The 15,695-nt window shown below is 47.6% G+C and carries 7 protein-coding genes; 3 read left to right on the forward strand and 4 right to left on the reverse strand.

All coding sequences use genetic code 11. The features are described 5' to 3' along the window. Positions 1–134 precede the first annotated feature (134 nt). Positions 135–8,366, forward strand: a complete 8,232-nt coding sequence (locus VEA_RS22840; protein WP_012842498.1) for a VCBS domain-containing protein — start codon at positions 135–137, stop codon at positions 8,364–8,366. Positions 8,367–8,527: 161 nt separating this feature from the next. On the opposite strand, the gene VEA_RS22845 is transcribed toward VEA_RS22840, so the two are convergent. Next, entirely contained in the window at positions 8,528–10,189 is a 1,662-nt protein-coding gene (locus tag VEA_RS22845) for an electron transfer flavoprotein-ubiquinone oxidoreductase (RefSeq protein WP_006742464.1), read from the reverse strand. A 138-nt stretch (positions 10,190–10,327) separates the two neighbouring features. On the opposite strand from VEA_RS22845, the gene VEA_RS22850 reads away from it, so the two are divergent. Further along, positions 10,328–11,293 carry an electron transfer flavoprotein subunit alpha/FixB family protein gene (locus VEA_RS22850; protein ID WP_012842499.1) on the forward strand — a complete coding sequence of 322 codons (966 nt, stop codon included), beginning with the start codon at positions 10,328–10,330 and terminating at the stop codon, positions 11,291–11,293. Between the two features lie 66 nt (positions 11,294–11,359). On the opposite strand, the gene VEA_RS22855 is transcribed toward VEA_RS22850, so the two are convergent. The 3 genes from VEA_RS22855 to pdhA are packed head-to-tail and all read right to left on the reverse strand — an operon-like array spanning position 11,360 to position 14,575. Beyond that, positions 11,360–12,508, reverse strand: coding sequence for a dihydrolipoamide acetyltransferase family protein (locus VEA_RS22855; protein WP_006742466.1), 1,149 nt, complete (start codon positions 12,506–12,508; stop codon positions 11,360–11,362). Continuing rightward, on the reverse strand, positions 12,505–13,488 hold the full coding sequence (locus VEA_RS22860) for an alpha-ketoacid dehydrogenase subunit beta (RefSeq protein ID WP_005395620.1): 984 nt from the start codon (positions 13,486–13,488) through the stop codon (positions 12,505–12,507). The genes VEA_RS22855 and VEA_RS22860 overlap by 4 nt, the downstream gene beginning before the upstream one ends. Next, entirely contained in the window at positions 13,481–14,575 is a 1,095-nt protein-coding gene (gene pdhA, locus VEA_RS22865) for a pyruvate dehydrogenase (acetyl-transferring) E1 component subunit alpha (protein WP_012842500.1), read from the reverse strand. The genes VEA_RS22860 and pdhA overlap by 8 nt, the downstream gene beginning before the upstream one ends. Before the next feature lie 657 nt (positions 14,576–15,232). Between pdhA and VEA_RS22870 the strand changes: the two genes are divergently transcribed. Next, complete coding sequence (locus VEA_RS22870) at positions 15,233–15,553, forward strand: DOPA 4,5-dioxygenase family protein (RefSeq protein ID WP_012842501.1); 321 nt, start codon at positions 15,233–15,235, stop codon at positions 15,551–15,553. Positions 15,554–15,695: the final 142 nt, after the last annotated feature.

Below are 15,695 nucleotides of genomic sequence, written 5' to 3' on the forward strand. Positions count from 1 at the left end.
TGCGTGTTTTAGATGGGTTAATTGATGCTAGCTTACGCCCAATTGTGTATATCGCTTCTTGAAAATAAGTCTTATTACTTTCTTAGTTTTATGGACTTTGAGATTTTTGTATTTACTAAATGAGGTATAAGCTCTTGGTTGGACCATCAAAATTAACCGCACAAACCTATGTTGTAATCGGCCTAGATGGTCAAATTAAAGCTTTTGCGTCTAAAGAAAACTTGTTACCGGGAGAAGTGGTCGTTGAATTAGTAGAGGGGAAGATCCAACCTCAGCATGTATATATTGCTGACACAGAAGGTGAAGCTCAAACTGATTCTACCGACAAGCTTGCGAAAATATTAGAGGCCATCGAAAAAGGACAAGACCCGAGTGAACTAGGTGATGAATATGCTACTGAAGCTGGTGAAGTTACGGGTTCAAGTTTGACGGCCTCTGGTACTGTTGAACGAACGGGGGCAGAAGTACTAGCAAGTACTTTTTTTGAAACCGCCGGCGTGACGACAGAGCAAAGTACAACGCTATTTAATATTTCTCGATTCACAACCTCAGAGCTTGGTGAAACTGAAGCGTTGATTGATGGTGAAGATAGAGGTGCCGTTCAAGAAGACGTGACGCTTGGAACTTCTGGCAACCTCAGTGTTACTGATCCAAATACAGGTGAAGCATTATTCCAATCACAGAGTGAGGTTCAAGATAGTTATTGGGGCGTCTTCTCAATTGATGCTTTCGGTAACTGGAATTATCAGCTGAATAATGAGCACGAAGAAGTGCAGGCTTTGGATCATGACAGTGACCCAATCATCAGAAGTATTACCGTTTTATCTGTAGATGGCACTGAGCATGAAGTTGTGATCTCTATTACGGGCACTGAAGATGCGCCAGTCGTGACGGGCACGTTCACGGGCAAGGTGATCGAAGGCAATCTCGGTGATTTTGCGACCGCAACAGGCACCATTGCTATTACTGATGTCGATAATGGTGACGATCCGATTTTTGCAAACACCACCGTTACGGGCACCTACGGTGAGTTGGTATTGGTGGATGGTCAGTGGACGTATACGCTGGACCAAAGCCAGGTTCAACATCTGGACGAGGGTGATCAGGTGCAAGATATCATCACTCTCACGGCGAACGATGGCACCCAACAAAAGATCGTGATTGATATTACGGGCACCGAAGACACGCCCGTTGTGACGGGCACGTTTACGGGGTCGGTGACCGAAGGCAATCTCGGTGATGTCGCGACCGCAACAGGTACCATTACTATCTCTGATGTTGATAATGGCGATGAGCCAGTGTTCAGCAACACTACCGTTACGGGCACCTATGGTGAGCTAGCATTGGTGGACGGGAAGTGGACGTATACGCTGGACCAAAGCCAGGTTCAACAGCTGGACGAGGGTGACCAGGTGCAAGATATCATCACTCTCACGGCGACCGATGGCACCCAACAAAACATCGTGATTGATATTACGGGCACCGAAGACGCGCCAGTCGTGACGGGCACGTTCACGGGCAAGGTGACCGAAGGCAATCCCGGTGATGTCGCGACCGCAACAGGCTCCATTGTTATTACTGATGTTGATAATGGCGACGATCCGATTTTCGCAAACACTACCGTTACGGGCACCTATGGTGAGCTAGCATTGGTGGATGGGAAGTGGACGTATACGCTGGACCAAAGCCAGGTTCAACAGCTGGACGAAGGTGATCAGGTGCAAGACACCATCACCCTGACGGCGACCGATGGCACCCAACAAAACATCGTGATTGATATTACGGGCACCGAAGACGCGCCAGTCGTGACGGGCACATTCACGGGCAAGGTGACCGAAGGCAATCTCGGTGATGTTGTGACCGCAGCAGGTACCATTACTATCTCTGATGTTGATAACGGCGACGATCCGATTTTTGCAAACACCACCGTTAAGGGCACCTATGGTGAGCTAGCATTGGTGGACGGGAAGTGGACGTATACGCTGGACCAAAGCCAGGTTCAACAGCTGGACGAGGGTGAGCAGGTGCAAGACACCATCACCCTGACGGCAACCGATGGGACCCAACAAAAGATCGTGATTGATATTACGGGCACCGAAGACACGCCCGTTGTGACGGGCACGTTTACGGGGTCGGTGACCGAAGGCAATCTCGGTGATGTCGCGACCGCAACAGGCACCATCACCATCTCTGATGTTGATAACGGCGACGATCCGATTTTTACAAACACCACCGTTACGGGCACCTATGGTGAGTTGGTATTGGTGGATGGAAAGTGGACGTATACGCTAGACCAAAGCCAGGTTCAGCAGTTGGACGAGGGTGAGCAGGTGCAAGATACCATCACCCTGACGGCGACCGATGGCACCCAACAAAGCATCGTGATTGATATTACGGGCACCGAAGACACGCCCGTCGTGACGGGCACATTCACGGGTAAGGTGACCGAAGGCAACCTCGGTGATGTCGCGACCGCAACAGGCACCATTGCTATTACTGATGTTGATAATGGCGATGAGCCAGAGTTCAGCAACACTACCGTTACAGGCACCTACGGTGAGTTGGTATTGGTGGATGGAAAGTGGACGTATACGCTGGACCAAAGCCAGGTTCAGCAGTTGGACGAGGGTGAGCAGGTGCAAGATACCATCACTCTCACGGCGACCGATGGCACCCAACAAAAGATCGTGATTGATATTACGGGCACCGAAGACATGCCAGCCGTGACGGGCACGTTCACCGGCAAGGTGACCGAAGGCAATCTCGGTGATGTCGCGACCGCAACAGGCACCATCACCATCTCTGATGTTGATAATGGTGACGATCCGATTTTTGCAAACACCACCGTTACGGGCACCTATGGTGAGCTAGCATTGGTGGACGGGAAGTGGACGTATACGCTGGACCAAAGCCAGGTCCAACAGTTGGACGAGGGTGACCGGGTGCAAGACACCATCACTCTCACGGCGACCGATGGGACCCAACAAAACATCGTGATTGATATTACGGGCACCGAAGACGCGCCAGTCGTGACGGGCACGTTCACGGGGTCGGTGACCGAAGGTAATCTCGGTGATGTCGCGACCGCAACAGGCACCATCACCATCTCTGATGTTGATAACGGCGACGATCCGATTTTTACAAACACCACCGTTACGGGCACCTATGGTGAGCTAGCATTGGTGGATGGGAAGTGGACGTATACGCTGGACCAAAGCCAGGTTCAACAGCTGGACGAGGGTGAGCAGGTGCAAGACACCATCACCCTGACGGCAACCGATGGCACCCAACAAAAGATCGTGATTGATATTACGGGCACCGAAGACACGCCTATTGTTGACGGTACGTTTACTGGCAAGGTGAGCGAAGGCAACCTCGGTGATGTCGCGACCGCAACAGGCACCATCACTATCTCTGATGTTGATAATGGCGATGAGCCAGTGTTCAGCAACACTACCGTTACGGGCACCTACGGTGAGCTAGTATTGGCGGATGGAAAGTGGACGTATACGCTGGATCAAAGCCAGGTTCAACAGTTGGACGAGGGTGACCAGGTGCAAGACATCATCACTCTCACGGCGACCGATGGCACCCAACAAAAGATCGTGATTGATATTACGGGCACTAATGATGCTCCTGAATTTGTTAGTGGGAGTAATGACAACTTTGGTCTGGATGCTCAAGGTAAAACCGACATCGATAGTTACCAGTTTAGCGTTGATGAAAACAGTCAATCGGGTGTAATTGGAAAAGTAAATGCATTCGATGTCGATCAGGACAGTCAGATAACGTATCACTTAAACGGTCATAGCGAACTGTTTGAAATCAACAGTCTTACTGGTGAGATCAGTGTCAAAAATGGTGCAAATCTGGACCATGAATCTATCGATAACTACCAGCTAGAAGTGGAAGCTCGTGACCAGTTTGGCGGTAAAGACACCGCTCAGGTCGAAGTGTTGGTTCGCGATATTAATGAAGCCCCTATTGCTGAAGATGATAAGGGCATTGAAAAAACAACCAAGACACTTGACCAGAGCAACTGGGATGATAGCACTGATATCACAGTTGATTATTATGTGATTGATACTCGATCTGGAAACAAGGTTTCTGATGCATCGAAAGCTGATTATGTTGGTGACGGCGACCACAAATATGGCGTTAGTTCTGCGCTAGACAGCGGCTCAGACCGGGTTCAAGATGGTCAGATTCGATATGATGATGCAACTGGACAAAGTGAAGCAATGCGCTTCTCCTTCGCTAATGGTCAGGTTGCCGATCATGCTGAAGTTGAAGTGAAAAACCTATGGACAGACACTTCGAACGGTAGCTGGGAGCCTGGTATTGAGCGCGGTGTTTGGAAGGCTTACTACAAAGGTGACTTGGTTGCGACAGGTGTGTTTGAAGGTACCCGTGGTGGTAATCAAGTAGTCAACATCAATGCAGATGGGCGTTTCTTCGATAGTATTGAAATGTCTACTACCAGCTATAAAGACGGTGTCATTGATCCTAAAGGCTCAGAGTACTTTATTACTCAGGTATCAGCGGACCTGACGACCTTTGATGAAGCTTACCAGACCAACGGCTCAGGCACGTTAGAGCTGGATGTTCTGGCGAATGACAGCGACCCGGATGGTGACGCTCTGACTATTATCGACTATCCATCAGAAAGTTTCCTTAATCTGCAAGATGGTAAATTGGTCTTTGATGCGGCCAAGTACCTAGAGTCACTGCCAGCTGATCAACAAACCCTGAAAACGGGTGAAGTGAAAGATTATACCTTCGAATACACCATCCGTGATGACGATGGTCTGACTGATAAAGCAAAAGTTACCGTTAGTGTGATGGGTGAGCCTATGTCGCTCAGCGATGCACACGCAGCATTGGATGAATCTCAAGTTGGCACGGATACTGGCGTACATGCTGAAGGCAACTTTATCGCAAACCTCGGGTCTGCAACGGAGGCTGAATATCACTTCAACGCCGAGCAAAACCTAGGTGGTTTCACCAGCGATGGTAAAGAGGTCGTGTTTGAAGTGAGTGCAGATCAGAGCACTCTAACTGGTTATACTGGAACAGGTGCCGACCGCATCAAAGTGGTTCAAGCCAACATAGATAGCAAAACGGGTCATTTCACAGTTGATCAACATATGCCTCTTGATCATGCGGAGCAGGGGGCGGACATGCTGGATATCCGCGCTAGCGTCGAGGTGGATGCCGGAGGTCAGTCTGAGACTGCCACCTTGCATCTGAATGTAACGGATTCACTACCGTCATCGTCTTCAGCTCACTACGAAATAAATGATGTTGATTCACAAAGTAATAGTGTTGTGATTGCACTTGATGCGTCAGAATCAATGCTCGACTGGGTAACAGATGCAGACGGACAATATGTTACTCGCTGGCAACTTGCTCAAGACTCCATTAAGTCAATGTTTGAGCAATACCAAGATTTGGGTCCAGTAAGTTTTAGAATTGCAACTTACAGCGGACAACCATCTGGCCAGATTTCTGAGTGGCTAGATTCTGCCGAGGCCATTGATGCCTTTATCTCTGGTATACATCCCTATGCATCGACGCCATATAACCAGGCCGTTGACCAAATAAATGAAATACTTAGTGACCCAGAAGATGACGCATTGCTTAGTAATACCGATACCCAGCTTTACTTTATCTCAGATGGTCGACCTTCCGATTTTACCTATTGGACAAATCAAACAAACGTGGGAGAAATTCAAACCCGTGAAAACTTGATTAAGTGGTCAACATCAGATGATTTTGAAAGTGAACAGCGTTATCAGGACATAGTGAATGGTCGGGTTCAGCCTACTTCTGAAGAAGAGGGCATCATTCTGCAAAATGCGATGGAAAATAGCATCAGCAGTAGCGGTCAGGATGTTGAAAATATCTGGTCTGTTGGTATTGGTAATGGAGCGTCTCTGGAACATCTGGAGTCGATCGCGACAGATAAAGGCAGTGCTATTGTCGTTGTAGATGATTCTCAGATTGGGGATTTGCTTAGTAAAACGGTCTCAGGCCAGTTGCAAGGCAACCTTCTGGATGACAATGGCGGTGATGCTCAGTGGGTAGATCACATCACTATCGATGGCGAGATATATTACTACAACAAAGTAAACGGTGATGTCACTAACAGCGATGGCACGAAAATATCGGACCATTCTCTGGCGCAAATTGATATCAACCACGGCAAGCTGACCATTAACTTTGAAAATGGTCACTACGACTATCAAGCGAGCAATGTTGTAGGTCATCAACAAGAGAAGCTTGACGTTACGGTTATCGATGCTGACGGTGATACTACAAATAGCGAAGTTACCATTGATATCCGAGATCGCGCACCAGAATTCATCAGTGTCGGTGATACAGACCAAACCCATGGCACCGATGCCAACGGTATGCCAACAGAAGATACAGCAAGCTTTGACGTCGCTGAGCAAGAAGTTGGGGTATTAGTCGGCCAGGTGGAAGCGTTTGATCCGGATGGCAGTGACACCATAAAGTATGAATTGAGTGGTGGTGATGCTGATCTATTCCGTGTTGACTCTAATAGTGGTGAGATTTGGCTGAAAGATGGTGTAAAACTGGATCACTCGACTCAGCAAACGTATCAGTTGGAAGTGTCTGCAAGCGATGGTGTGGATACCGATACAACTCAGGTTATCCTGAATGTCACTGAGAACCATGCCCCAACCTCATCTCCAGTTCAGGGCTTTGCTCAGATGGAAGACTTACCGATCAATAAAGTGACGGTAGTGTTCGACCACTCGAACAGCATGACCCGCACCTTTGACGGTGAAAATACCGTGGGTCGTGATGCAACAGCACCGAAAACTGAATCGAGAGCTTACAAAGCAGCTGCTGCGTTACATTCCATGGTTGAAAACATGATTGCCGATGGAGGAGAATCAAACACCTATATCCGCCTGGTACGTTTCGACGGTGATACATCCACACATAGCTGGCTGACTTTGAGTGAAGTTGAGTTGATGACACGCCCACCAGAGATGAATGGCCGTGATCCAAACGATTTAAGTTTCCAAAATGAAGTTTCAGAATATGTGCGCAACTGGTGTGACGTAGAATACGGTACCAATACGGATTACGATAAAGCTTTAGAGGCTGTAATGGAGCCTGGTGAGGCAAGTAATGCCGTTTACCCTTGGCAGGATGGTTGGGACTATTTCGGTCCAGAAAAACCGTCTGAGAGTAAGGACACCATATTCTTTATCTCAGATGGCGAACCCAACCCTAGCGAGGGCGCTGTTACTTCTCCTGATCTAGACGAGCGCTGGGAGGATTACAAACAGACTCATGACGCCAAGGTATATGGGATTGGTATTGCTCTCTCTGATAATGTCAAAGCAGCAGAGGCTCTAGATGAGCTTAGCGACAAAGTGGTGTTTATCGACTCAGGTGAAGACTTGGGGCAGTACCTAAACCAGTTCTCTCCCGATCCAATTGCCGGCGAGTTACTGGCGGGAAGCCAGGACGCTGATGGTGATAGCATGACCATTTCTTTGGCAGAAGGCGATTTCACTCTGTTGGGCGCAGATCTGCACGGTGTAACCGTAAATCAGCCGTTAGTTTCTTCAACCAGTGACGTAGATGGTCAACTTCATATCCAGACAGCGTTCGGCACTTTGGAAGTGTCATCCAATGGCAGTTATAGTTTTACTCAAAGCGATGATCTTACTCTACAGGGTGACCAGCAGGCGGATTTGCATTTCTTGTTTAAAGTGTCTGATGGTAAAGGTGGCATAAGTGAAAACGTCTTTACACTTACATTGAACGATTCTGGCACCGATATTGCTCAAACTGAGCGCCATGCGTCAGTGGGAGATGAGTTTGCGAATAGCATCACTGGTGGCGAAAGCATTGATATTTTGCTAGGACAAGCAGGTGAAGATACGTTGAGTGGTGGCGCAGGCGATGACATTCTGGTTGGTGGGCTTGGAAACGATATCCTGACGGGAGGTCTAGGCAGTGACATCTTGACAGGTGGAGAGGGTATTGACACCTTCACCTTTACTCAAGAATCACTGGACATGACGTCATCAAGAGATGTGATTAAAGACTTTAGGCTGGATGAAGACAAGCTGGATTTGAGTGACATTCTTGAGTTTGTCGGTGACGACACAACGGATATGGATAACTTGTTGGAACACGTAAGCGCAGACTACGATAGTGCCCAAGATACTCTGAACTTGACGATTACTGGAGAAGGCAGCAACACAATGTCAGTGGCATTAGAGAACTTTGATTTATCAGGGTTGGAGCTAGGGTCGTCAGCGACATCTCATGAAATCGTTGATCAGCTGTTCCATCACCAAGTTTTTAGCGTGGATTAATATTACCTGAAGATAAAGTTATTTTAGTAAACAGCACCTGATTGAATCATCAGGTGCTGTTTTTCTTTATCTGCCGCTGTTAGCTACCGACTTTTTGCTTAACCACTTTACAAATTAGCAGTAGTAAATGCACTGCTTCTGCACTTTAAGTGGTTCTTTGGTTACATGTTTTGATAGCTTGGTCCGCCACCGCCTTCTGGCGCTTTCCATGTGATGTTTTGTGAAGGGTCTTTGATGTCACAGGTTTTGCAATGCACGCAGTTGGCGGCATTTATCTGAAACTTCAACTTACTCTCAACTTCCACCACTTCGTAAACCCCCGCAGGGCAATAGCGCTGGCTCGGCTCGTCATACATACCCAAATTCACATCAATTGGAATGTGAGGATAAGTCAGAACAAGGTGACAAGGTTGATTCTCTTCGTGCTGTGTTCCCGACAAAAATACCGACGAAGGCTTATCAAAACTGATTTCACCATCTGGTTTTGGGTATGCAATTGGTTGGCACTCTTGTTTAGGTTTTAACTGTTCGTGATCGTACGAATAGTCCTTGATAGTCCAAGGTAACGGCTTCTTAACCAGTGGTTGCCATAGGTTATGCTCAAAGGTCGAAAGTGCACCGCCCAGTATGCTGCCAAACTTGTGGATGTTCGCACCAAAGTTACGTGTTTCGGCGAGCTCGTCATACAACCATGATGATTCAAACAATGACTGGTAGTCTGGCTCAGAAGCCCCAGTTTGTCGGGCAGTATGTACTGCTTCTGCTGCAATGATTCCGGACTTAATGGCTGTGTGGCTGCCTTTAATTTTAGCGACATTCAAAGTGCCTGCATCACAACCAATCAATAAACCGCCGGGGAATTGCTGTTTCGGCAGAGAAGAAAGTCCACCTTTTGCAATGGCTCTTGCGCCATATGCGATACGTTGGGCACCTTTAAGATGTTGCTTGATAGCTGGATGGTGCTTAAAGCGTTGAAACTCGTCAAACGGGCTTAAGTAAGGGTTGCTGTAGTTTAAATCTACGATCAAACCGACCGCGATTTGGTTGTTCTCCATGTGATAGAGAAAACCGCCGCCAGTGGTATTTGTCTTGCTCAAAGGCCAGCCAGCGGAGTGGATAACACTGCCAGATACATCCTTGCTGTCAGTGGGTAATTCCCATATCTCTTTTAAGCCAAGCGCGTAGTGCTGAGGTTGCTTGCCTGCGTCTAGGTCGAACCTTTGAATAAGTTCTTTACCCAGATGTCCGCGACAACCTTCAGCAAAAAGGGTGTATTTTGCCTTTAGCTCGATACCTGGCTCAAAGTTAGGTTTGGCTTGGCCGTTCTTATCTAGTCCCATATCGCTCGTATTAATGCCTGTCACGGCGCCAGTCTGATCATAATTGATGCTTGCAGCGGCAAAGCCAGGAAAAACTTCCACCCCAAGACTTTCTGCTTGGTTAGCGAGCCAACGGCAAAGGTTGGCAAGGCTAATTACATAATTATTTTCGCCATTTATCATTGGACGTGGCGTAAGGAAATGAGGGATGCGAATATGGTTTTGCTCAGTAGTAAGATAAAGGAAATGGTCTTGCTGAACTGAGGCTGATAGCGGGGCATCCATTTCTTTCCAATCGGGGAAAAGTTCATCCAAGGCACTAGTTTCAAAAACAGCGCCAGATAAAATATGTGCGCCCACTTCTGAGCCTTTTTCTACAACGCAAATTGAAAGTGCGTCACCTTCACTATCTTGGTTGAATTGAGCTAGGCGACAAGCGGCACTTAAGCCCGCAGGTCCGGCTCCCACGATCACGACATCAAACTCCATACATTCTCGTTCCATCTATCTGCTTCCTTTCTATTATCGTCATCTGCGTGACAGGTTTTTGGTTTCTATACAGAAAACTATAGCTCAGTTGACGTTAACGTGAAGTGAACTAAGCTCAAGTAATGGATCTGAAGTGTTATACGAGGCATGACCATGGATGACCGACCATTAGCAACACTTGTCATTGCGGAACATGACAACCAGTCGTTGGCTGCAGGGACGCTGTGTGCAATTAAAGCGGCATTTGATATCAAGGATGGTGATAAATCGCTTCCTGTGTCTGTATTGCTTATTGGTTATCAGTGCCAATCGGTTTTGGATGAGTTGAAGTGTGTTAAGGGCGTTGCAGAAATTATCTGGGTTGACGCGAAGGAATACGAGCATGGGTTAGCGGAAAACATTGCGCCTTTGATCTCACAAGTAGCCAAAAATTACTCACACATTCTTGCTCCTGCCAGTACATTTGGTAAGAATGTGATGCCTCGCGTGGCGGCGTTACTCGATGTAGGGCAACTTTCGGACGTGATGACAATCGAGTCTATCGATACGGTGATTCGTCCAATATATGCCGGGAATGCATTGGCGAGAGTCACGTCGAACGACCCCTTTAAAGTGATGACCATACGAAGTACGGCTTTTGATGCCCAAGAGCTGTCAGATACGCCAGTTGTCCCTAAGGTTACTCAAGTCGATACGGTGATTATCAACAAACTTAGTGAGTTTATTTCGCAGCAAACGCCAGAAAGTGAGCGACCAGAATTGCCAGCGGCTAGAGTGGTGGTATCGGGTGGTCGTGCATTAGGGAGTAAAGAGAAGTTTGCTTTAGTCGAACAATTGGCTGACAAGCTAGGTGGAGCGGTAGGAGCGTCCCGAGCGGCGGTCGATGCGGGTTATGTGTCTAATGACCATCAAGTCGGGCAAACTGGTAAAATTGTTGCACCTGAATTATACATTGCCGTCGGAATTTCTGGTGCTATTCAACATTTAGCGGGAATGAAAGACTCAAAGGTCATTGTCGCAATTAACAGCGATCCCGATGCGCCTATTTTTGACATCGCTGACTATGGGTTGGTCGGCGATTTATTTGAGGTGATGCCGGAGTTGCTAGCGAAGCTGTAGATATAATCTGTTCTCTCAAACAAAAGGCTTCCGAACTGGAAGCCTTTATCATTTGGTTTTTACCAGTTACTTTTCGCTCGGGCGTTGCAGGTGTTCTGCAAGCACTTTAGTAAACCTTGCTGCTTCACCACCAGTACAAGCGCGATGATCAAACGTTACGGATAGCGGCATTGCTTTCACCGAAATTGCTTGACCATTTCTTATCACCACTCGGTCGAGTATTCGACCAGCACCAACAATAGCGACTTGCGGAGGTGTGACGACAGGTGTCGCGTAAATGCCGGCAATCGCTCCGAAGTTGGAAAGCGTAATCGTCGCGTGCTGTAATTGCTCTCGACCGATTTTTCTCTCTCTGATCCCTTCAACAGTTTGATCGAGCCAACGACGAACATCTTGTGGCTCGTATTCATCTGCGTGGCGCAATACGGGTACGTACAAGCCATGACGGCTATCTACAGCAATACCAAGGTTAACTGTATTGTGCACGCAACGTGTCATGGTTTCTGCATCAAACCAAGCATTTAAAGCGGGCTCTTCCTGACACGCATGAACAATCGCTTGAACTAGACGGATACTGATGTCTTCGTTCGGCAGCCAGTCTTCCAGCAACGCTTCTTCTGTAATGGTCACGGCAGCAACGTGCTCGTGTGACTCAGTCATCGAGGACACCATGGTGCGTCGAGCACCTTTCAATACTTCTGTGCCCGGACGCTGTTTTCCGGCTTCGTCGTAAATGTCGGCATCAACGATAAGACCGTTTGGACCACTGCCTGACACGAGATTAAGATCTACTCCAAGTTTTTGTGCCAATAGACGAGCCGACGGTAGAGCAGTAACTAGATTACTCTCAGTCGTGTTGTGATTGCCTCCAATCCAGAAGTCATCGACGTTAACGTGATGCGCTTGATGAGAAACATTGCCGACAACGGTTGCGGCGTCAGCGGTCTCCTTTTTCTCTACCGCTGCCCCGCGCTCTGCGCCAGTTTCGTCAATTTCGAGTAGCAATGCGCCAATATTGACGATATCACCTTCTTCCCCATGGCGGCTGACTACACGGCCCGAGTAGGGGGCGGGAACGTCGACCGTCGCTTTTGCTGTCTCGACAGTTAAGATCACTTGATCCAACTTAACCATGTCACCGACATTAACGTGCCATTTTACAATTTCTGATTCAGCGAGGCCTTCGCCGAGATCGGGTAAGTTAAACGTCTTCATTTCCAATCCTCCACGAGTTCGCGCGCTGCGGTCACAATGTCTTCTTCCTGAACCATGAAATAATCTTCGTTACGGTAATAAGGCATAATGGTATCCATTCCAGTTACTCGTTTAGGTGGGGCTTTTAGTAAGCACATGGCGTGTTCGGCTGTTCGAGCTAAAAGCTCAGAGCCCACACCACAAGTTTTACTCGCTTCATGAACAACGAGTAAACGTCCGGTTTTTTCTAGTGAGCTGAAAATCGTTGCGGTATCAATTGGCTTAATGCTCGCCAAATCAATCACCTCGACTTCAATTCCTTGACTAGATAAGGTCTGTGCGGCTTGAAGTGACTCTACGACGCATGCGCCCCAAGTAACAAGCGTGATATCTCGCCCCTTACGTAAGGTGAAGCAGGTGTCGAGTGGAAGTGCTTCGCCATTATCAACGACTTCAGATTTTACGGTTCGATAAATGCGTTTCGGTTCGAAGAACATGACAGGATCATTACTTCGAATCGCGGCGAGAAGCAGGCCGTATGCGCGTTGAGGTGAAGAAGGAATCACTACTTTAAAGCCAGCAGTGTGCGCAAATAGCGCCTCTACACTTTCTGAGTGGTGCTCTGGAGCGTGAATACCGCCACCAAATGGCGCACGAAAAACCGCAGGGCAAGTGAGGCGACCGCGAGTTCGGTTACGCATGCGTGCCGCGTGGCACATTAAGTGCTCCATTGCAGGAAAAACGAAACCTTGAAATTGAAATTCGGCGACAGGTCGTAATCCTTGCGTTGCCATACCGACCGCAACACCGCCGATTAACGCTTCAGCGAGTGGCGTATCGATCACTCGTTTGAGACCAAACTCTTGTTTGAGCCCTACGGTGGCACGGAATACGCCACCATTATCACCTACGTCCTCACCTAACACGACAACATTTTGGTCTTGTTGCATTTCGTGGTGCAGAGCGAGGTTTACTGCTTCAACTAACGTTAGCTCAGCCATGTTTGCCTCCCTGCATTCGCATTGCTTTGTTGATGAGCTCATCTCTTTGAGCGTGAAGCTCTTGGGGAAGCGATTCATACAAATAATCGAACCCAGTTTCTGGTGCTTGTGACGGTAAGCTGAGGTAGCGTTCAACTGCCAGTTCCACTTGTTCCTTGCAGTATTCTAGCCATTGCTGCTCTTGTTCATCGCTCCAAGCTCCTTGATTAAGGAGATACGTTTTAAGACGTGCTATAGGTTCGTATTGCCATGCGGTTTGAACATCGTCCTCTTTACGATAACGAGTCGCATCATCGGCCGTAGTGTGGTCACTTAATCGGTAACTGACCGCTTCGATGAGTGTTGCGCCTTTCCCTTTTCTCGCTCTCTCAAGTGCGGTCTTGGTTGCATCATAAACCGCGACGACATCGTTACCATCTACTGTAATGCCCGGTATACCAGCGCCTTGCGCTTTTTCTGATAAGAAATCGGCAGCACATTGAAGGCTACGCGGCACTGAAATTGCCCACTGGTTGTTATTCACAACGAAAACAAGTGGAATATTCCAAGCTCCCGCACAGTTTATTGACTCTAGAAAATCCCCTTTGGATGTACCGCCATCGCCGCACATGACTAGCGCAGCTTCATGGTTACCTTGAATTTTCAGTGCGGAAGCCACCCCGACAGCGTGCGTACATTGCGTCGCAATGGGGACACAGAATGGAAGATCTCGGCTAGGAATTGGGCTGCCCTCAGGAGCAAAATCACTACCGCGCTCATCACCGCCCCAGTATTGAAGATTCTTCTCCATGCCAATACCACGACACCACATTGCAGGCATATCGCGATAATAAGGGACAAATACATCATCGGCTTTCAGCGCTCTGCCGACCGCAATGCCGATGGCTTCAGCACCTAGGTGCGAAGGGTAGGTCCCTAACTTGCCGGTGCGTTGCAACGCAACGGCTTTGTTGTCGTAAGTGCGAGTTAATACCATGTCTCGGTAAAACCCGACCAAAGTTTCAGTGTCAGCCCAGTTGGGTAGTTGGCCGACTAGGTCCCCATGATGGTCGATAAACCGATGCATGGGTAATGCCTGAACGTTCATCTCAAGCTCCTTTTGACGCTGCGTGTCTTTTGGACTGCAGCTGTTCATATCAAACCAGAGTTTGTATGGGTACTCAAACTCTGATATCAGCGCAAAGGCCATACCTAAGGTTGCTTGTGTTTTCTATAGCTGTAGGCATCTGTACGTCCTTTAAACTATTTTCCGATAACACCGCTGCGGCTATTTCATCGCAAGACACAGAGAAACATTTTTTTTGCATCTAACCCTCTAACTAAATCGTGGTATAGCCAGATACAATAAGTGTAAACAAATTGTTAAATTGTGCTTCATTTTGACTTTTGACCAGTAGTAAAGTTTTGCTTACACCCTAACTTTGCAGAGTAATGTGCTGTTATTTTGCTATTGGTATTTTTAAACTCGAATTTAATTACTGGTTAATGAAACATATTTGCAACAAAATTTGGCTGTAAAATTTGACAAAGTGAGTCATTATTAATGAATCAACTCAAGTAGTTGTTATGTGTTGTATTGAGATTTTTTGTTGTGCCCGAAACTCCGGCCTTATGAGAATACATAACTTCTTCCCAACAGAGTGGAATCAGGGTAGGGTGACGGCATTACAAATGTATACCCTCGGCGGTCCTTGAGCTTATCAACAGTAGATGGTGCTCAAGTCGAAGTGATTATGGAGAAATTATGTATCACGCTCATGTTTATTTTCCTTTAAGAGAACAAGATAAAGCGCAAGCCTTGAACGAGATCATCCGTCAAGAGCGTCAAGATGTGCTGCGTGTGTTTCCTTTAGTTGGAAGATTGGTTGGCCCACATAAAATGCCGATGTTTGAAATTCACCTAGAGTCATTGAGTGAAGAGTTTTTGGCTTGGCTCGATACGATTCGAGGCGATTTTTCTGTGCTTATCCATCCTGTGAGTGAAGAAGAGTTGCTCGATCATACGAAACGCGCGATTTGGCTGGGTAGAGAGATTGGTGTATTTGAAGAGAAGCTAGAGAAATAGCGGTTCCTCCCGCATGTATGACCGCTTTGAATGCTTCTCCCCTCATCGCGGTCACCGTAGCAAGTTAGCGTTTTCATGTTCGTTAATAAGTCGCGATTTCCTTTTCTCCATTCTGCAGGCCCTGTTTTTGTGTGCTAAACCT

It is taken from the genome of Vibrio antiquarius (assembly GCF_000024825.1).
In the GTDB taxonomy this organism is placed as follows: domain Bacteria; phylum Pseudomonadota; class Gammaproteobacteria; order Enterobacterales; family Vibrionaceae; genus Vibrio; species Vibrio diabolicus.